Source organism: Rhodococcus parequi, from assembly GCF_046042785.1.
GTDB lineage: Bacteria > Actinomycetota > Actinomycetes > Mycobacteriales > Mycobacteriaceae > Prescottella > Prescottella parequi.
In genome coordinates, this window is sequence record NZ_JBDLNV010000004.1 from 375713 (window position 1) to 396919 (window position 21207).

5 protein-coding genes are annotated in these 21207 nt (G+C 70.5%); 2 read left to right on the plus strand and 3 right to left on the minus strand.

Annotated elements, in window-relative coordinates; genetic code table 11:
* Window positions 1-128: 128 nt before the first annotated feature.
* Together ABEU20_RS13515 and ABEU20_RS13520 are read right to left on the minus strand one after the other, a co-directional pair.
* Window positions 129-16850: an amino acid adenylation domain-containing protein gene (locus ABEU20_RS13515; protein WP_420164915.1), complete on the minus strand. Its 16722-nt coding sequence runs from the start codon at window positions 16848-16850 to the stop codon at window positions 129-131.
* A 201-nt stretch (window positions 16851-17051) separates the two neighbouring features.
* Window positions 17052-17852, minus strand: coding sequence for an alpha/beta fold hydrolase (locus tag ABEU20_RS13520; protein ID WP_420164916.1), 801 nt, complete (start codon window positions 17850-17852; stop codon window positions 17052-17054).
* Between the two features lie 112 nt (window positions 17853-17964).
* On the opposite strand from ABEU20_RS13520, the gene ABEU20_RS13525 reads away from it, so the two are divergent.
* Both ABEU20_RS13525 and ABEU20_RS13530 read left to right on the plus strand, forming a co-directional pair.
* Entirely contained in the window at window positions 17965-18903 is a 939-nt protein-coding gene (locus ABEU20_RS13525; RefSeq protein WP_420164917.1) for a methionyl-tRNA formyltransferase, read from the plus strand.
* Between the two features lie 43 nt (window positions 18904-18946).
* A complete protein-coding gene (locus ABEU20_RS13530; RefSeq protein ID WP_420164918.1) occupies window positions 18947-19387 on the plus strand; it encodes a hypothetical protein in 441 nt (146 codons plus the stop codon).
* Between the two features lie 90 nt (window positions 19388-19477).
* Here ABEU20_RS13530 and ABEU20_RS13535 read toward each other — a convergent pair whose 3' ends face one another.
* Entirely contained in the window at window positions 19478-21145 is a 1668-nt protein-coding gene (locus ABEU20_RS13535; protein ID WP_420164919.1) for a metallophosphoesterase, read from the minus strand.
* Between the last annotated feature and the right edge of the window lie 62 nt (window positions 21146-21207).

The window sequence follows — 21207 nt, forward strand, 5'->3', positions numbered from 1 at the left end:
TCCGTCCATCGCTCATGTCCGTCCTCGTGGCACCGACCCGGAACGGGCCCGCAATGTTTCGTTGCCGAAGATAGCAAAGGCTAACCTTCTTCGGGACTCTACCAACCCCCGCCGCCGCGTGCGCCTCGTCACAGCGCCGAACGCAGCAACGCCACCATCTCCCGCGCCCAGCCCACGACGACGTCCTGGTCGAGAACCCCCGTCGAGAACTCGAAGTACGCGTGCACCGGGCCGTCCCCGACCGGCTCGTAGAAGCTCAGCGTCAGTTCCGCCGTGGACATGCCCACCGGGACGGGCAGGAAGCCACCGAGCACGCCCTCGAGCGCGTCGAACCGGGCCTGCTCGTGATGCACCAGCAGCACCTGCGGCAGCCGACCGGCACGGAGGCCGATTTCGGCTGCGACATCGGCGAATCCGACGTCCTGATGGTCGAGCGCCTCGAGGTTCGACACCCGGATGCGCGCGAGCAACTCGTCGAACCCCGGATCGCCACTGGTGTCGGTGCGCATCACGACGACATTGAAGAAGCATCCGATCATCGGCGCGAGCACGTCCTCCGACCGGCCCGCCACCAGCGACCCGATCGGAATATCTTTACCCGCACCGCTTCTCGTCAAAATCGATGCGAGGGCCGCCTGCAGCACCATGAACATGCTGGTGCCGGTCCGGGCCGCGATCCGGTCGATCCCGTCGTGCAGGTCCGCGTCGATCTCGATCGGAACAAGTTCACGGCGCGACTCGCGCACCCCGGCCGAGGCCGGGAGATGCAGCCGGGACGGCATGTCCGCCAGCCTCTTCCGCCAGTAGCCGAGTTGCCGGGCGTGCAGGCTCTCCGGGTCGGCGGGGTCGCCGAGCCGTCGGGTCTGCCAGCGCACGTAGTCGGGGTACTCCACCGTGAGCGGCGTCCACTGCGGTTCCGCCCCACCCGCACGGGCCACGTACGCGGCGAGCAGGTCGCCGAGCAACGGCACCACCGACCATTCGTCGACGGCCAGGTAGTGCATCGTCAGCAGCAGCACCTGGGCGCCCGCGTCGCCGGAGACGAGGTGCACCCGCAGCGGGGCCTCCTCGGTGAGGTCGATCCGCAGCTGCGCGAGCTCGAACACCCGACGGTGCAGATCGTCGTCGCCGACGTCGATGACGTCGACTCCCGGGCGCGGCCCGTCCGAGGTGTACACCTCGGTGCCGTCCGGCGCGAAGACCGTCCGCAGCGGCACGTGCCGGTCCACGACGTCGTCGAGGGCCCGGGCGAGGTGCCCGGCATCGATCGGCTCCTGGAGCTGCAGCGCCAATGCATGATCGGACTGTGCCCGGGACCGGGACGAGCGATGCCGCTGCCAGTGCAGCCGCTGCGACGGTGCGAGCGGCACCGGTCCGGTCTCCCCGGTGACCGTGATCTCCGGATGCGTCGACCGCTCTCCGCGGCGGACGATCTCGGCCAGCTCGGCCACCGTGGGGGCGTCGAACACGTCGCGGATCGTGATGTCGACCTCGAAGGTGCTCCGGACCCGCCCGACCAGTTTCATCGCCGCCATCGAATGGCCGCCGAGATCGAAGAATCCGTCGTGGATGCCGACGGCCGGCAGGTGCAGGACGTCCGAGACCACCTCGCACAGTTCGGTTTCCACCTCGTCACGCGGTGCTCCGTCACCACCGAGCGTGGACCAGTCCGGTACCGGCAGCGCCTTGCGGTCGAGCTTGCCGTTCGGGGTGAGCGGCAGCGCCCCCGGCAGCGCGACCACCAGCGTCGGCACCATGTAGTCCGGCAGCGTCTGCGCCGCGTGGGCGCGGACCTCGGACGGATCCACGGCTGTGACGGTGACGCCGTCGTCCTCGAACTCCGGTGACACGTAGCCGACCAGACGGGTGATCCCGCCGGCCCGGTCCGCAACGACGGCGGCCTGGCTCACCGCGGGATGGCCCGCGAGCGCGGCGATGATCTCGCCGAGTTCGATCCGGAAGCCGCGGATCTTCACCTGGTCGTCGACGCGGCCGAGGAAGTCGATGTTGCCGTCCGTGCGCCACCGCGCCCGGTCCCCGGTGCGGTACATGCGGCCGGGCCCGAACGGGTTCGCCACGAACCGTCCGGCCGTGAGATCGGGCCGGCCCAGGTAGCCGCGGGCCAGACCACGCCCGGCGATGTACAGCTCACCCGCGATGCCGGGCGGCACCGGGCGCAGCCGGTCGTCGAGCACGTACGCCTGCTCGTTGGGGTCCGGGATGCCGATCGGCACCGCCTGCGTCCAGCCCGGCTGCGCCTGCCACAGCGTGTTGTTGACGGTCGCCTCGGTGAGCCCGTACGCGGCCAGCAGATTGAGCCGCTCGGCCCAGCGACCGATGAGGTCCGGCGGCACCGTCTCCGTGCCCACCAGCACCGTGCAGCCGTCCGGCACCGAGCAGCCCGGGGGCAGTGCCGCCATCAGCGACGGCGGCAGGATCGCGTGCGTCACCTGCCGCTCGTGCATGAAGTCGGTGAGTTCCGGACCGGCCACGCGGGCCTCCTCCGGGATGATCACCAGCGTCGATCCGGTGCACAGCGCCATCGACAGCTCGAACACCGCGACGTCGAAGCCGACGGACGCGAACTGCATGACGACCGACCCGGTGGTCAGCCTCATCCGGTCCTCGGCCGTGGCGACCAGGCTCATGATGCCCTCGTGCGGCAGCACCGCACCCTTGGGCCGGCCCGTCGAACCGGACGTGTAGATCACGTACGCGGCGTGATCGAGGCTCGCGGGCGGCGCGGGCAGTACGTCGGCGGCACGACCGTAGAGCGCGGCGATCACTCGCGGGTCGTCGAGCAGAAGGCGATCGACGCCGTCCGCCACCACACGCTTCGATTCGGCTTCCGTCGACAGCAGGATCCGGGCACCCGAGTCCTCGAGCATGTACGAGATGCGGTCGGCGGGGTGCGTCAGGTCCAGCGGCAGGTACGCCGCCCCGAGACGCAGCACGCCGAGCACCGACGCCACCATGTCGATCGAGCGCGGAACGGCTAGCCCCACCACGCTTTCCGCGCCGACACCCCTGGTCGCGAGCACGGCCGCGATACTTCTCGAACGCTTGTCGAGTTCGACGAACGTGGCCTCACCGCCGGAGTCCGCGACGGCGATCGCATCCGGAGTCTGCTGCACCCACCGGTCGAACGCCTCCGACAGCGTCAACTCCTCGACCGGCCGTGCCGTGTCGTTGAATTCCCGAAGGACCGCCTCACGCTCGCCGTCCAGGAAGACGTCGACGTCCGAGACCCGGGTCGCGGGGTCGGCCGCGACGGCGCCGAGCACCGCCACCTGGCGGCGGGCCATGCGGTCGACGGTGTCCCGGTCGAACAGGTCCGCGCTGTATTCGAGCCGCAAATGCACGCGGTCCTCGTCCAGGAACTCGGTCCAGTTGAACACCAGGTCGAACTTGGCGGTGCGCTCCTCGATCGCCACCGGCGCCAACGTCAGGTCGGGCGACGGCACCGGGTCGGCGGTGCGACTGTGGTAGCCCACCATCACCTGGAACAGCGGGTTCCGGGCCAGGGAGCGTGCCGGGTTCAACCGTTCGACGACGGACTCGAACGGCACGTCGGCGTGCGAGAAGGCCGCCAGGTCGAGGGCCTTCACCCGCGCCAGCAGCTCCACGAACGTCGGATCGCCCGAGACGTCGGTGCGCAGGACGACGGTGTTGACGAAGAAGCCGATCAGGTCGTCGAGACCCTGTTCGGTGCGCCCGGCCACCGGAGCGCCGAGCGGCAGGTCGTCGCCGGCGCCGAGGCGCTGCAGCAACGCCGCCGACGCGGCGTGCAGAACCATGAACATGCTGGCGCCGTGCGCGCGGGCGAGCGTCCGCAGCGCACGGGTCGTCGCGACATCGAGGTCGAGTTCGATTGCGCCACCGGCGAAGCTGGGGCGCGCCGGCCTGGTGCGGTCGGCCGGGAGCGCCAGTTCCTCCGGGGCACCGCCCAGGACGCCGTGCCAGTAGTCCAGCTGGCGGGTCATCAGGGAGTCGGCGTCCGACGGCTCGCCGAGCAGCGCTCGCTGCCACAGCGTGAAGTCCGCGTACTGCACCGGCAACGGCGCCCACTCCGGTGCCGCGCCCCGGACGCGGGCCGCGTACGCGACCATGAGGTCGCGCAGCAGCGGTCGGTCCGACCACTCGTCGGTCGCGATGTGGTGCAGCACCAGCGCCAACACCTGCTCGCCCTCCCCGACCCGGATCACCGTGGCCCGCACGGGGATCTCGGTGGCGAGGTCGAACGGGCGTCCCACCGCTGCGGCCACGAGCGCGGGCACCTCGTCGGCTGCGGCATCGACCACGGTGACGTCGGGCCGTGCCGAGTCCAGGATCAGCTGGACCGGCTCGCCGTCGTGTTCGCCGAACACCGTGCGCAGCACCTCGTGGCGGGCGATGACGTCGGCGAGGGCCGCGGTGAACACCTCCGGGTCGAGGTCGCCGCGCAGTCGCAGGACGATCGGGAAGTTGTAAGCACTCGAGGAACCGGCGGTGTCCTTCTCGATCTGCTGGATCACCCACAGCCGCTGCTGCGCCGGCGACAGGGGCAGCCGCTCGGGCCGCTCCCCCGCCACCAGGACCGGCCGGATCGACCTGTCGCGGCCGGAGACCCGCTCGGCCAACTCCGCGACGGTGGGCGCCTCGAACAGGTCTCGCATCGTCAGTTCGGCGGCGAGCACCGCCCGAGCCCGGCTGATGAGTCGGGTCGCGAGCAAAGAGTGCCCGCCCAGGTCGAAGAAGTTGTCGTCGATCCCGAGATCGACCTCCAACTCCAGCACCTCGGCGAAAAGGCGACACAGCGTCCCCTCGAGGGCGTTGCGCGGTTCCCGGGACTCCCCGCTGCCCTGCCCGAGCACCGACTCGGCGGACGGCAGCGCCCGCACGTCGAGCTTGCCGTTGACGGTCATCGGCAGCTCGTCGACCGCGATGATCGCCGCTGGAACCATGTAGTCCGGCAGCACCTTCCGCGCGTGCGCGGCCACCTCGTCGGCTGCCGTCTCACGCGCCGGCACCACATAGGCGACCAGACGGTCGACCCCGCCCGGCCCGGAATCCGCGATCACCGCGGCCTGCCGCACCGAGTCGTGTGCGGCGAGTACCGATTCGACCTCGCCGAGCTCCACCCGGTGACCGCGGATCTTCACCTGGTCGTCGGTGCGGCCGAGGAAGTCGATGTTGCCGTCGGGTGCGCGTCGGACCAGGTCGCCGGTCCGGTACATCCGTGTCCCGCCGCCCATGATCGGGTCCGCGACGAACCGTTCTGCGGTGAGACCGAACCGGTCGAGGTAACCGCGCGCGAGCCCGACACCGGAGATGTACAGCTCACCCGCGACGCCGTCGGCGACCGGTCGCAGCCAGCCGTCGAGGATGTGCGCGACGGTGTTCCAGATCGGCCGCCCCACCGTCGGGGTGGCACTGTCGGCCGTACCGCCGCCGAGCGTGTTGATCGTGTACTCGGTGGGACCGTACAGGTTGTATCCGCAGGTTCCGTCGGTGTCGCGCAACGCGTCCCACACCTGACCGGAGACGGCCTCGCCGCCGAGCAGGACCAGGGGCGGCCGGTGCCGACCCGGGCCGTCCTCGAGCAGACCCTCCTCGAGAAGGTGGCGGGCATAGGTGGGTGTCACGTTGACGACGTCGATCTCGTGTTCGTCGCCGTAGGCGACGAGGGCCTGCGCGTCGCGGCGCAGCTCCTCGTCGCAGATGTGCACCTCGTGGCCCTCCACGAGCCACAGCAGTTCCTCCCACGACATGTCGAACGCGAAGGACACGGTGTGCGCGATGCGCAGCGTGCGACCGCCCTCACCGCGCACGACCGGTTCGAAGATCGCCTCGCGGTGGTTGAACTGCATGTTCGTCAGGCCGCGGTACGGCGTCACGACGCCCTTGGGGCGTCCGGTGGAACCGGACGTGTAGATCACGTATGCGGGGTGGTCCAGGCGGCCCGGGTTACCGGGCGCGAAGCCTCCGAGTTCGGACGCGGTGAGCGCCGCACCGTCGACGCCGTCGAACAGCGCCGGAGTGTCGTCGAGAGCGATCGTGTCGACCGCTGCCGCCGAGAGTGTTTCGGCGACCGCCGCGGTGGTGAGCATCGTGGCCGGGCGGGCGTCGTCGAGCATCCCCACCAGACGCTCGGCCGGGTGGTCGAGCTCGAGCGGCAGGTAGGCAGCGCCGGTGCGCAGCACCGCGAACAGCGCGACGACGGTCTCCACCGACCGCGGCAGCGCGAGCGCCACGATCCGCTCCGGTCCGGCGCCGTGCGCGAGCAGCACCCGGGCCAGGCGGTTGATCCGGGCGTCGAGGTCGGCGTAGGTGACGGTGTCGCCGCCGAACACCAGCGCGGTGGCGTCGGGAATCCGCTGTGCGGTCTCGGCGAACAGGTCCGCGATGGTTTGCTCGGGCAGCGGGTGTGCCGTCTCGAGCAGTCGGGCGTCCTGCAGCGCCCCCTCGCCCGCCGTGAGCGCGCCGATGCGGCCCACGAGTCCGTCGACGTCCCCGGCGAACCGCTCGAGCAGTCCGATGAAGGACTCGAGCATCCGCTCGGCGTCCGACGCCGCCACCCGGTCCGGGTGGAACTCGAACTTCACCTTGGTCTCGACGCCGGGCGTGACGACGACGGTGAGGGGGTAGTGCGTGTGGTCGATGCTGTCGCCGCCGCTGATGTCGTGGGCGGCGTGCAGCGCCGACACCTGATTCTCGTCGACGAAGTTCTGGAGCACGTACAGGACGTCGAACAGTTCGCGGTGCTCGCCCGCGCGCTGGATCGCCGCCAGACCGAGGTAGTCGTACGGCATCAGTTCGAGCCGGTCGGTCTGCGTCCGGCGCAGCAGATCCGCGACGGACTCGTTCGGCCGCAACGACATCCGCACGGGCACGGTGTTGAGGAACATGCCGACGACGGAGTCGATTCCGGGCACCTCCGGCGGTCGTCCCGCGACGGTCGTGCCGAACACGACGTCGCTGCGCCCGGTCGCGCCGGCCAGCACCAGCCCGAGCGCACCGCTGAGGATCGCGTTGAACGTGACGCCCGCGCGTGCGGCCTGCTCGCGCAGTCGCTCACCCAGGTCGCGCGAGAGCACCGCGTCGCGGCGGTCGGGCAACCCGGCGGGTGCGCCGGTCCGCCGGCCCAGCAGCGTCGGCTCGGCCAGACCGGACAGCGCCTGCCGCCACGCGGCGCGGGCGGCATCACCGTCGCGCCCGGCGAGCCACGACAGGTAGTCCTCGAATCCGCCGTCGGGCACGGCGAATCCGGTGTCGTCGCCGCCGGTCTCGTACAGCGCGAGCAACTGGCTCACGACCAGGCCGTTGGACCAGCCGTCCCACAGCAGGAACTGTCGGTTGATCACCAGGCGGTCGCGGCCCGGGCCGAGGCGCAGCACCATCGCCCGCCACAACGGCGGCGCGGTGAGGTCGAACGGGGTGAGCCGGTCCTCGAGCATCACCTGCGCGGCCCGCGACTCGCGGGCGGCCTCGTCGAGGTCGCGCAGGTCGACCTCGGTGATCGGGACGTCGAGCCCGGCGCTGACGAACTGGACGGGCGCCGCCAGTCCGGCGCTGACGAATCCGGCCCGCAGCGTGGGGTTGCGGCGCTGCAGCGTGCGGATCGCGGCGGCCAGACGCTCGAGATCGAGATTCCGGTCGAAGTCCAGCGAGAACTGTGCGGTGTAGATGTCGGCGCCGTCGGCGATCCCGGCCTGGAAGTACAGGCCCTCCTGCAGCGGAGACAGCGGCCAGACGGTCTCGACGCCGGCCGGGGCGGCCGCGACGACGACGTCGAGTTCCTGCTGGCTGAGCGCCGCGGACGGGACGTCGGACGGGGTGAGCGCCACCGGGCCGTCGTGCCGCGCGGCGAGCGCGACCAGTTCGCCCAGTGCGGCGGCCCATCCGTCGCCGAGGGCACGGGCGTCGGCGACGGACAGGTCGGGCTCGGACCAGCCGAACACCGCACTCAGCACGGGTCCGTCCGGGGTGTCCTCGCACAGTGCGTTGACGAGCAGCCGGTACGGGCCGCCCATGTCGGTGTCGGGATCGGTGGACAGCGAATCGGCTTCGGGTGCAGCGGCCCACGGCCCGACGAGCCCGGCCGGCATCCGGCCGAGGTAGTTGAACAGCACCTGCGCGGGCGATCCCGCCGCCAGCAGCCCCGCGGTACGGGCGTTGGCGTAGCGCAGCATGCCGTAGCCGATGCCACCGTCGGGCGCCGCGCGCAGCGCCTCCTTGACGGACTTGAGCGCGTCGAGGCCGTCGGTGCCGCCGGGCAGACGGACCGGCGTGATGTTGGTGAACCAGCCGACGGTGCGGGACAGGTCGACCCCCGCGGCGAGTTCCTCGCGCCCGTGCCGTTCGAGGTCGATCAGCAGGTCCGATTCGCGATCCTGCGCGGCGAACCAGCGGGTCACGGCGATGCGGAGCGCGGTCACCAGGACGTCGGTGACGTCGGCGTGTGCGAGGGCCGGGACGGCGGTGAGCACGGCCTCGGTGTCGGCGACGGACAGCCGCACGGTCCGGCTCGCGCCGCTGCCGATCGTCGCGTCTCCCTGCGCGGTCGGCACCAGTTCGGCTCCGGCCGTGGTGGTCTCGAGCCAGTGGTCGAGTTCCCGGAGTCGGTCGGCGCGCTGAGCCTGCGCGGCCACCAGATCGGCGTACTCGCGCAGTGAGGTGCCGACCGGGTCGAGGGCCGCGCTCTCACCGGCCTGCGCCGCGACCCAGGCCATCGGCAGGTCCTCGAGCAGCACCCGCCACGACACTCCGTCGACGACGAGGTGGTGGGCGACCAGTAGTAGGCGGCCGAGGTCGTGTGCACCGGCGTCGAACCAGACGGCCTCGACCATCGCACCCGATTCGGGAGCGAGACGGTCGGCGGCGGCGGTCGATTCGGTCTCGATCACCGCCCGCAACCGGGAGGCCTCGAGTCCGGCGACGTCGACGCGGCGCAGCGACGGTGCGACCGTGCCGCGTTCCGCGATGTGCAGCGACCACACACCCGCCGCGTGCCGGGTGAGGCGCTGACGCAGACCGTCGTGATGGTCGAGCACGGATTGCAGTGCGGCCGTCAGTGTCCCGACCGTCGCGCCGGCCGGAGTGTGCAGCAGTACGGCCTGGTTGAAGCGATCGATGCCGCCGCTCCACTCCGACAGTCGGTGCACCACCGGCATCGGCAGCGTATCGCCGGTGGTGGCGACGGCCGCGCGCTGCGGTGCGGCGTCGGCCGTGGAGGCGTCGACGTCACCGATCAGCCGCGCCAGTGCCCGCGCCGTCCGCTGTTCGAAGATCTGACGCGGGGTGATCGAGATCCCCTCGCGGCGGGCGAGGTTGACGAGTCGGATCGCGAGGATGCTGTCGCCGCCCAGGGCGAAGAAGTCGTCGTCCTCGCCCACCGCGTCACGGCCGAGCACCTCGGCGACCAGGGAGGCGACCACGGAGGCACTTCCGGCGTGCGTGGTCTCGGTCGGCGTAGCGGGGACGGTCGGGGCGGGCAGAGCGCGGCGATCGAGCTTGCCGCTGGGGCTCAGCGGCAGCGCGTCGACCACCACGAACGCGGTCGGAACCATGAACTCCGGCAGGGTCTCCCCCGCAAACCGGCGGATCGGGTCGACATCCACCTCGGTGTCCGCGACCAGGTACCCGACGAGTTGCTGGTGGCCCGGCACGTCCTCCCGCACGACGGCGGCCGCGCGTACCACGTCGGGGTGCGCGGCGAGGCGGGACTCGATCTCGCCCAGCTCGATCCGGAATCCGCGCAGTTTCACCTGGTCGTCGGAGCGGCCCAGGTACTCGACGGCGCCGTCGGTGTTCCGTCGCACCACGTCGCCGGTGCGGTACATGCGGTCGCCGGACGCACCGAACGGGTCGGCAACGAACCGGTCGGCGCTCGTCCCCGGACGCCGGTGGTAGCCGCGGGCCAGCTGCGGGCCCGCGAGGTAGAGCTCGCCCGCGGAGCCGTCGGTGACGGGCTGCAGGTACGGATCCAGCACGTAGAGAGCGGTATTGGCTACGGGAAGTCCGATCGGCACCGTCGCCGCGTCGGCGGGCAGCGCCTGCACCGCAGCGGCGTAACTGACCTCGACCGCCGCCTCGGTGGGCCCGTACAGGTTGTCGAGCACCGCGCCCGGCAACACGTCCGCGAAGCGTCGGGTTACCGGCAGCGGCAGCGCCTCACCGCTGGCCGCGACCACCCGCAGGCCGGTGCAGGCCCGCGCCTTCGGCTCGTCGAGGAACAGTTCGAGCATCGACGGCACGAAGTGGGCGCGCGTGATCCCCTCGTCGACGATCAACGCAGCCAGGTACTCCGGATCGCGGTGCCCGTCGGGGCGGGCCAGCACCAGCGTGGCACCCGCGAGCAGCGGGCCGAAGAACTCGGGCACCGAGACGTCGAAGCTGGACGGCGTCTTCTGCAGCACCCGGTCGGTGGGCAGGATCGGCCGGAACTCCTGCATCCACAGCAGGCGGTTCACGACGCCCGCGTGCGGGACGACGACGCCCTTGGGACGGCCCGTCGACCCGGACGTGTAGATGACGTACATCGGGTGGTGCGGCAGCAGTTCGACGGCGATCGGCTCGGCCGGGCAGCCGTCCAGGTCGAGATCGTCGACGAGGATGCGCGGGACTCCGGTGTCCGGCAGCGTGACCGCCGCGTCGGCGGACGTCAGCACGCACACCGGATCCGAGTCCTCGAGCATGTGGGTCAGGCGCTCGGCCGGGTAGCCGGTGTCGAGCGGGACGTAGGCGCCGCCCGCCTTGCCGATCGCGAGCAGCGCCACCATCAGTTCGATCGAGCGCGGCAGCGCGACGGCGACCCTGGCCTCGGGCCGGACCCCGCGGTCGACGAGCACGTGCGCCAGGCGGTTCGCGAGATCGTGCAGCTGTGCGTACGACAGACTGCGCCCCTCGAACACCACCGCGGTCGCGTCCGGGGTGCGGGCGGCCTGCTCGTCGAGCAGCGCCGGGACGGTGGTCGCCGGGAAGTCGATGCTGTCGACGACCTCGACACGATCGGGGGTACGCGCCAGTGCGATCGCCGCGACCGGGCCGTCCACCGTCGTCGGCAGGCCGGACAGGATCGCGAGCATCCCGTCCGCCATCTGCGCGGCCGCTGCGTCGGACACCCGCGCCGCGTCGTACTTCACCTCGAGGCGCAACTCGTTCCCCGGCACCGCGATCAGCGTCAGCGGGTACGGCGGATGCTCGTCGAAGCGGATGCCGGTGAGCGACAACGTGCCCGACGGATCGGCGATCGCCGTGTCGCCGATCGGATAGTTCTCGACCACGACGAGAGTCTGGAACAGTTCCTGCAGCCCGGTGACCCGGCGCAGCTCGCCCAGCCCCACGTACTGGTGCTCGAGCAGCGCCGACTGTTCGGACTGCCAGCGGGCGAGCACGTCCGCGGTCGTCTCGTCCGGGTTCAACCGCAGGCGTGCCGGTACCGTGTTGATGAACAGGCCGACCATCGATTCGATGCCGGGAAGATCGCCGCCGCGCCCCGACACCGTGGAGCCGAACAGCACGTCGCGCCGGCCGGTGAGCCGGGCGAGCAACAGACCCCACGCCCCGTGTACGAGAGTGCTGGTGGTCAGACCGCGTTCGCGACCGAGCCGGTGGAGTTCGCTCGTCTCCGCCGACGACAGCGTCACCGCCACACTGCGGACGCCCCGCTCCCCGGTGGCGGGCACGCCGGGCAGTGCCGGCGGTTCCCCGGCCCCGGCGAGCGCGCGCTGCCACACGTCGATCGACGTTCCCCGGTCACGGGACGCCAACCAGCTCAAGTAGTTCCGGTACGCGGCCGGTGCAGGCAGCGTGAGCGGTGACCCGACCGGGTTGTACAGCGCCAGCAGCTCGCGCAGCATCACCGGCACGGACCAGCCGTCGGCGATGACATGGTGGATGGACTGCAGCAGCTGGAACTTCGCCGGCCCGACACGCACGAGCGTGTAGCGCACCAGCGGCGGGCGTTCGAAGTCGAAGCCGCGCAGGCGGTCCTCGGCCAGCATCCGGTCGACGGTGGCCGTCGGGTCCGGATCGGTCGACAGGTCCAGCACGGTCATCGGGACGTCGGCGCGCTCCGAGATCACCTGCACCACACGGCCGTCGGAAAGCGGTCGCAACGCGGCCCGCAGCACGGCGTGGCGATCGACCACACCCTGCAGCGCCCGGTGCAGCGCCACGGCGTCGACGTCGCCGCTCAGCTCCACCACCTGCTGCACGACGTACGGGTCCGGCTCGGTGGGCAACGCGCCGTCGCGCTCGTAGACGCTGTGGAAGTAGATGCCGTCCTGCAGCGGCGTCGTCGGCAGCACGTCGGACATCGTCGGCGCGGTCGCGGCGAGACGGTCGATGTCGCTCTGCGCCAGTGGCACCAGCGGAAAGTCGGACGGCGTGTGCCCGCCGTGCGACGCGGACCCCGCGATGTCGCGCAGGGCGGTGTTCCAGTGTTCGGCGAACACGCCGACGTCTCCGTCGGAGAGCATCCGCCCGGCCCACGTGAGCGTGGTGCGCAGGGTGGGCCCGTCAGGCCCGTCGGTCGCGAGCACGTCGACGGTGAGCGCGTGGCCGATCGGCATCGCCGGGTCGCTCGATCCGCCGGTCGCGGTGGGCAGCCAGTCGATGCCGGCACCCGCGGCGACCCGGCCGAGGTAGTTGAACAACACCGGCGCGGTGGCGCCGGTCTCCAGCTCCCGACCGGAATCACTCAGGTATCGCAGTGCGCCGTAACCGAATCCGTGGTTCGGGACCCGGCGGAGCTGTTCCTTGACCGACTTGAGCGCCGACGGCACCGACGCGTCCGGAACGGCGAGACGCACCGGGTACACGGTGGTGAACCAGCCGACGGTGCGGGAGATGTCGAGCGCGGTACCGGGCGTGCGGACAAGGTCCTCCTCGCGGCCGTGGCCCTCGAGGTCGAGCAGGATCTGAGCGTCGCCGCCGCGCCAGCGACGCAGCGCGAGCGCCAACGCGGCGACGAGGACGTCGTTCGCTCCGGCATGGTAGGCGGCCGGGACGTCGGCGAGCAGCGCCGCCGCGACGTCCGGGCCGGTCTCGACGGTCAGCGAGCCCGCGGTCGCCCACGTGTCGACGGCGGGGTCGACCGCGCCCGCACCGATCTCCAGTGCGCCGGGAGACGTGACCGCCCGCCAGTGGCCCAGTTCCTCTTCGAAGGCGCGGGAGCCCGCGCGCTCGACCAGCAGTTCCGCCCAGCGACGGAACGACGTGCCGACCGCCGGAAGATCGGGGTGCGAGCCCGCGAGCAGCGCGCTCGCGGCGCGCGCGAAGTCCTCGACGACGATTCGCCACGACACCGCATCCACCACGAGGTGGTGACCGACCAGCAATAGGCGCCCGGGCGCGCCGGGGCGCCGGAACAGAGCGGCCTGCACCATGATTCCGGCCTCGGGATCGAGCAGCTCGACGACCGTCTGCCGCTCGGCGGCGACTGCGGCGTCGAGGTCGCCGTCGGCGACGTCGGTCACGAGAAGCGTGGGTGTGGCGCCGGACTCGGGGACGACGAGTGTGCCGCGGTCCCGGTCCCAGCGGGCACGCAGTGCGTCGTGCCGCGCGACGACGGCCTGCAGGGCGGCGGTCGTGGTGGCCTCGTCGAGGTCGGCCGGTGTCTGCAGCTGCACCCATTGGTGGAAGGTGCGCACGTCGGCGCCGGCCGGGCAGACACGGGCGATGACGGGAGTCGGTTCGACGACGCCCACCGCGACGTCGTTCGTGTCGACGGCATCGGTGACCCGGCCGTCGAGGGCGGCGGCCAGCGCGGCCGCGGTGCGGAGCTGGAAGATGTCGCGCGCGCTCACCGAGAAACCTTCGCGCCGAGCCTGGTTGACGAGGGCGATCGCGACGATGCTGTCGCCACCGAGCGCGAAGAAGTCGTCGGTGACGCCCACCCGCTCGATACCGAGGACGCCGGCGATGAGCCCGGCCAGGGTCGCCTCGAGCTCGGTGCGCGGCGCGACGTGTTCGCTCGCCGCGGCCAGGTCGGGCTCGGGCAACGCCCGGCGATCGAGCTTGCCGTTCGGGGTGAGCGGGAACGCGTCCAGGACGACGAACGCCGCCGGCACCATGTACTCCGGCAGCTTGTCCGACGCCCACGCCCGCAGCGTGTCGGCGTCCAGCGCACCGTCGCCGTCCGGAACGACGTACGCGGCAAGATAGTTGGCGCCGGCCGGCGTCTTGCGAACCAGCACCGCGCTGTGCCGCACGGCGGGGTTGGACGCGAGCGCCGCCTCGACGTCCTCGAGTTCGAGGCGCATACCGCGGATCTTGACCTGGTTGTCGGCGCGGCCGAGGAAGTCGAGGCTGCCGTCCGCACTCCGGCGCGCCAGGTCGCCCGTGCGGTAGAGGCGGGAACCGTCGTCGGTGAACGGGTTCGCGACGAAGCGCGACGCGGTGAGCCCGGGGGCGCCCACGTAGCCGCGGCCCAGCAGGTAGCCGCCGGCGTACAGTTCGCCGCCGATGCCCTCCGGCACCGGACGCAGCTGCGAATCCAGCACGTACAGCTGGGTGTTGGGGTTGGGGCGACCGATCGACGTCGCGATGCGGGCCGCGTCGTCGCGGTAGATCACGTGCGAGACACCGATCGTCGCCTCGGCGGGGCCGTAGCCGTGGTACAGCGTCGTCGACAGCTGACGCCGGAACCGCTCGAACAGGTCCGGGGTGAGCACCTCGCCGCCGCACCACACGTGCCGCAGCCCGGCCAGCAGGTCGGTGCCGCGGGCCAGGTCGAGCAGGACGTCGAGCATCGACGACACCAGGTACACGAACGTGACCCGTTCGCGGGCGATGAGGTCGAGCAGGTACTGCGGGTCGCGCTCACCGCCGGGCTCGGTGACGATCAGCCGGCCACCCGAGACCAGCGGCAGCAGGATCTCGTTGACGGAGATGTCGAAGGACAGCGGAGCCTTGAACAGCGACGCGTCGTCGGCACCGAAGCCGAGTACCCGCTCGCGCTGCCACAGCAGCCGGGCGCAGATCGCCTCGTGGCGGATCATCGCGCCCTTGGGTCGGCCGGTGGAACCGGACGTGAAGATCACGTACGCGAGCCGGCGGCCGTCGAGGTCGTCCTCCGGCAGATCGGCCTGCTGGTCGCCGTGCGCCCAGGCGGCGAGATCGACGTGCACCGCGTCTGTTCCGGCGTCCACGCCGCCCGGACCGGTGAGCACCAGCCGGGCACCGGCGTCGGCGAGGACGGACTCGCGGCGCTCCTGCGGCCACGACGGATCGAGCGGGACGAAGGCGCCGCCGGCGCACAGCACCGCGAGAAGTCCCACCACCATCTCCGCGGATCGGGGAAGACCCACCGCGACAACCTCTTCCGGGGCCAGCCCGCGATCGCCGAGGTGGTGCGCCAGCTGGGCGACGCGCTCCGACAGCTCCCGGTAGGTCAACCGGAGATCGCCGGCCACGAGCGCCTCGGCGTCGGGGTCGAGCCGGACGGCGTCGGCGAACAGTTCCGGGACGGTGCGCGACGGCTGCGGTTCGGCGGTGTCGTTCCAGTCGAGCAGGACCCGACGGCGCTCCTCGTCGGTCATCGGCTCGAGATCACCGACGGTGGCCATCGGATTGCGCAGGAACTGGGACACGAAGTGCGCCAGCCGTTCCTCGTGACGCAGCAGTTCCTCGCGTCGCCCCGCCGGTGCGCGCAGGTCGATCCGGATCGGTTCGCCGTCCTCGCCGCCCTGGATCGAGAAGTCGAGATCCTGGACCGGGCCGGTCACCGATCCGCGGATGCGGGCGGGGTTGCCGTCGAACTCGAGCACGTGCTCGAACATCATCGAGTTGATGCCGGGCCCGAACACGCGGCGGTCGGGCTCGATCGCGCGCACCTCGCGAGCGAGATCCTCGCCGCGGAAGCGGCCGTGCCGCAGGGTGGCGACCAGTCGTGCGTCGATTGCGCGGGCCAGGTCGCCCACGGTGGCCGCCGGATCCACGTGGAACGTCACCGGCAGGATCGTCGACGCCATACCCGGCGTGCGGCGCATCGCGCGGCCGACGCGGGCCGCCATCGGGACCGAGACCGTGAGGGCCCGCAGACCCGAGATGCGGTGTAGATACGCGAGGATCAGCGCCATCGGCAGTCGGGTGCGGCGGATGCCCGCCGCAGACGCGAACCCGTACATCGCGTCGGCGATCTCGCCGTCGATCGTGACCGTCGTGGACTCGGGGGCGGCGGACGCGTCGGCACCGGCCGCGCAGATCTGCGGCGGCTCGGGCGCCTCGAGGATCTCGGTGAGCCAGTAGTCCCGGTCGGACTCGTAGCGGGCCGAGCCCCGATAGTCGACGTCGGCGTCGACCAGGTCCTGCAGCGCCCACGCCCCGGCCTTGGACGCGAGGTCCGGGTCGTCGTAGCGGGCCACCATGTCGGCGACGATCAGCGAGATGCCGAAGCCGTCGATGATGCTGTGGTGATAGCGCTGGTACCAGAGCGTGTGGTCGTCGGCGAGACGGATCAGCGCGTGCCCGAACAGGGCGTCGTCGCCGGTGACGTCGACGACGGTGGCGAGATCCCGGTCCATCCACTCCTGCGCCGCAGCCTCCGGATCGGCGGCATCGCGGACGTCGACCACCTCGAACGGCCACGCGTCGTTCGGCGCCGGCACCTGGCGGACCGTTCGGTCCTCGCCGATCCGGAACCGGACGTGCAGGGCCTCGGCGTGCGCGACGGTCCGGCGGATGGCCTCCGCGGCCCGCTCGATGTCGATCGGCCCGGTGGCCTCGACGACGAGCGAGAGGTTGTAGACGGTGCTCTGCGGATCGAGCTGCTGCGCGACCAGGATCTCGGTCTGCGCGGCGGTGACGGGCAGACCGGTGACGGCGTCGTCGAGCATGGGGGCAGCCGGCAGGTGATCCGCAGACATACAAATCCGATCGTCCGTCGTGGCGCGACCGCGCGAGTCGGACGCATCGTGCGCCCCTTAGGATAGGCTAACTCGCCGCTCCGCCGTCATCCGGCCGCCCCATCCAGCCCCGCCCGCCCCCGCGTTTTGCGCACTTGTCGCGCCGGGACGCGGCCGGAGACCGCGACAAGTGCGCAAAACGCGAGGGGAAACGGGCAGCTGTCAGCCCGCGAGGAAGTCGAGGACCACCTTGTTCACGGCCTCGGGACGCTCGAGGTAGCCGTAGTGCCCGGTGTCGGGGATCTCCTGGTAGACGGCGCCGGGGATCGCGTCGGCGACCTCCTTCGACAGGTAGGCCGGGATCATCCGGTCGTCGGCGAATCCGACGGACAGGCACGGACGGCTGATCGACCGGTAGGCATGCGCACGGTCGAACTCGCGGTCCATCGCGAGCTGCGCCCGGACACCGGCCGAGGTCTTCCCGCCGGAGAACTCGAACACGTCGAGCCAGTCGCGGGCCGCGTGCTGGTCCGAGAGTGTCGCGGGCGAGAGGTTCATGACGGCGGTGACCGCGGCACGGTACTTGGCCGGCAACTCGATGCCCGACTCCTCGAGCGCTCGCTCCCCCTCGTTGAGGGTGCGCTGGAACTGGTCCATCCGGGCATGTCCGGCGAGAAACACGGCCTTACGGACCAGGTCGGGCCGGGCGAGCGCGAGTTCCTGCGCGACGCGCGCACCGAGCGAGGTGCCGACCACATGTGCCGGGCCGCCGAGCAGTTCGATCAGTCCCGCGGTGTCGGCCACCATCGCCTCGATGGTGATGCCGTCGACGCTCTCCCCCGAGGGCGCGATGCCGCGGTTGTCGAACGTGCACACGCGGTAGCCCGCCGCCACGAGCGCCGGAACCTGATGCAGGTCCCAGACCCGGCCGGGGCTCCCTGTACCCATGATCAGGACGACCAGCTCGCCGTCGCCCTTCACCTGGTAGTTCAGAGGAATCCCGTTGATGGTGGCAATGGGCATGGCGACCTTCCTCACGGCGGTTGAACTGCAGCAAATAGGGTTGGGTAACCTAAAACAACTGGGTCGTCGCGACCGGCGGCTGAAACTGACCAACTCGTCCCGGAGGATCGCGTTGAGAGTCGCCACGCTGGGCTACCAAACCTGGGGCCACCGTACCCTCCAGGCCGTTCTCGACTCGGATCACGAGGTGGTCCTCGCGATCACCCATCCCAAGAGTGATCACGCCTACGAGAAGATGTGGGCCGACTCCGTCGCGGACCTCGCCACCGAGCACGGGGTCCCCGTGCACATCGCAAACAAGCCCGACGAGGACTTCAAGGCCGCGCTCAAAGCCGCCCAGCCCGACATCATCGTCGCCAACAACTGGCGCACGTGGCTGCCGCGCGACGTGTTCGACGCCCCGCGCTACGGCACCCTCAACATCCACGACTCGCTGCTGCCCAAATACACCGGCTTCTCGCCGCTCATCTGGGCGCTCATCAACGGCGAACAGGAGGTGGGCCTCACCGCGCACCTCATGGACGAGGAGCTCGACGCCGGCGACATCGTGCTGCAGCGCTCGACGCCGGTCGGGCCGAAGGACACCGTCACCGACCTGTTCCATCGCACCGTCGACATGATCGGCCCCATCACGCTCGACGCGCTCGCGCTCATCGAGTCCGGCCGCACCGACTGGACGCCGCAGGACCGTTCGCAGGCCACGTTCTTCCACAAGCGCTCCGACGAGGACAGCCGCATCGACTGGACGTGGCCGGCCGAGGCCCTCGAACGTCTCGTGCGCGCGCAGTCCGACCCGTACCCCAACGCGTTCACCACGTTCAAGGGGCAGCGGATCCGCGTGCTGCAGTCGTCGGTGTCGACGGGCAACTACGGCGGCACCCCCGGCCGCGTCTTCATCCACGAGGGCGACGGCATGGTGATTGTCGCCGGGCCCGACGCCCGCACCGGGCAGAACAAGGGCCTGGTGATCGAGCGCGTCCGTCTCGACGACGGGACCGAGATGTCGGGCAAGGAGTTCTTCCCGCACGGCGGCGGGTACCTGGGGCGCTGAGTCCCCTACCCGACCCGCTACGGCGGCGCACAAGGAGGACAGAGTGCTCTCGGCCCTGTTGGTCAATCACCTCCAACGCAAAGGCTGGTGGTTCGACGACGCGACGGACGACTACAGGAACGCACTTTCGACGCTTGGCGTGGACGAGTCGTCGCAATTCGGGCAGTTCTATCTGCACGCCGAAGACGGGCCGACTTTCATCGGCAGGAACAGGGAGATCTACCAAATCTGCTGGTTCCTGGTGAACAGCAACGACTACTCGGCGAGCGTGGCCAGGACACACGATGCGTTGAAGCTGCCCTCCGAGTATCTGCCCCTCGACAACTTCCAGGGCGAGTACGGCTTCTTCTACAACAAGACCAGCGAAGAGGTACTGCGCCTCGGGCTGGGCGCCGAGTGGCGCGACTTCGACGAAGGGTCGCTCGAGCCGCAGTGGGCCGACTTCAATTCCTTCCTGGAATGGTACTTCGGCCTCGCCGATTGATCACCGCTGTCCTGCACCATAATTGCGGGCGTCCTGTCGTCCGGACGAAGGTGGCGGACGCATCGCCCGCCACCCTGCGACCCGCTTCGATCAGCGGGTGAACGTCGCCGTCACCTCGGGCGAGGCGTTGCCGTAGGCGTCCACCGCCACGACCTTCACCTCGTACGCAGTACCCGCCGCCGCGTCCGGAACAGGGATGTCGAGACTGTTCGGCCGCGGCATGAAGTAGAAGTCCGACAACACCTTCGACGACACGACCTTGACACCGGTCGTCGTGTTCGTGATGTCGACCCGATAGTGGTGGACCATCTGGTCGTCCCGCGCCTGAGCGATCCGGACAGCCGTGGCGCCGTCCTCGCCCGTCACCAGCGACAGGGGGGTCGGCGTCGTGAATTCCGGGGCCACCGTGTTGCGCATCGTGGACGTGTACCGGAAGTTGTCCTTGATCTGCTGGCTCGTCGACCCCTTCAGCTCCACCGTCCAGCTCGAGCCGCTCAGGGTGCCCGCGCTCGCGTACGGCGGCTGCCAGCTCGCCGACCACTGTCCGCCGGTGTAGATGTCGTGCTTGTCGGCGGCCATGTTGATGCGGCCGATCTCGGTACGGTCCGCGTAGACGTCGACGAACAACGCTTGTGCGGTGGGTGATTCGAAGCGGTTCGCCAGACCCGACTCGGTGACCATCTGGTATCCGTGGTCGATCTCGATGTACGACATCGACCCGTCGTTCACCGACGTGAAGTCCCGCTGATGGATCGACCGGTCGTCGTTGTTGTTCAGATGCGAGTGTCCGGAGAACAGGATGGCCTGCGGGTAGGCCTTCAGGTCCTCGGCCAACCGGGGATTGGATGCCTGCTGACCGTCCATCGTGGTGCCGCTCGTGGGGCGATGCCCCTGCACGAGAATGGGCTTGGCGACGTTCGCCGGGTCGGCGGTGAGTTCCGCCAGCCGGCCCTTCAGCCAGTCGCGCTGTGCGGTGTCACCGTTGTAGGTCTCGGTGTTCACCGTGAAGACGCGCACTCCGTTGACGTCCGATTCGTAATAGCCGCCGCCCGTGTCCGGGAACCACTCCCGCGGATAACCGGCCCGGACGTCGTCGAGGTACGCGTCGTGGTTGCCGTACGACATCAGCACCTGGGTGTCGGCCATGCCCTTGCGCTCGAGGTTCTCCTGGAAGATCCGCGAGACGATCTTGTGGTCTGCGCCCTTGCCGTCCCAGTTGTCGTTGATCATGTCGCCGTTGGACAGGATCGCATCGGGTTCCGGGAAGATCGATCCGATGGTGTCGAAGAAGCTCCTGTACTTCTCGGTGTTCTTCTCGTAGTCACCGACGTGGACGTCCGACATGACGACCACCTGCGCGATCGGCTTCTCCGACGTGCGGATCAGGTACCCGAACGAGGCGGGCGTGCCGGCCTTCTCACCGCGGAACGCCACCGCGGTGACATTCGTGTCAGCGGTGATCTTCAGCGCGCGGCCCGGGACGTAGGCTTGGCTCTCGGCGGTCGGTGTGGTGCCGTCGAGCGTGTAGCGCACGGTCGCTCCCCGTTCGGCGGTGAACTTCAGGTCGACGGGGTGCTCGTAGCGTCCGCCGGGGACGGTGACGCCCGGTGCGGCGGGCACCGCGTCGCTTCCTCCGACCGAGCTGCCCCACTCGTTTCCGAGGCTTCCGGCGCTGCCCCACACGGGGCCCGCCTGGGCGATGCCGGGTGCGGCGAGCGCCGCGGTCACTGCAGCAATCACAAGAGTTGTGCGTCTCACGGGATTTCCTTGTCTTCGGCGAGGTCATCAGAACCGGACGACAAATTGGTCTGGACCAATGA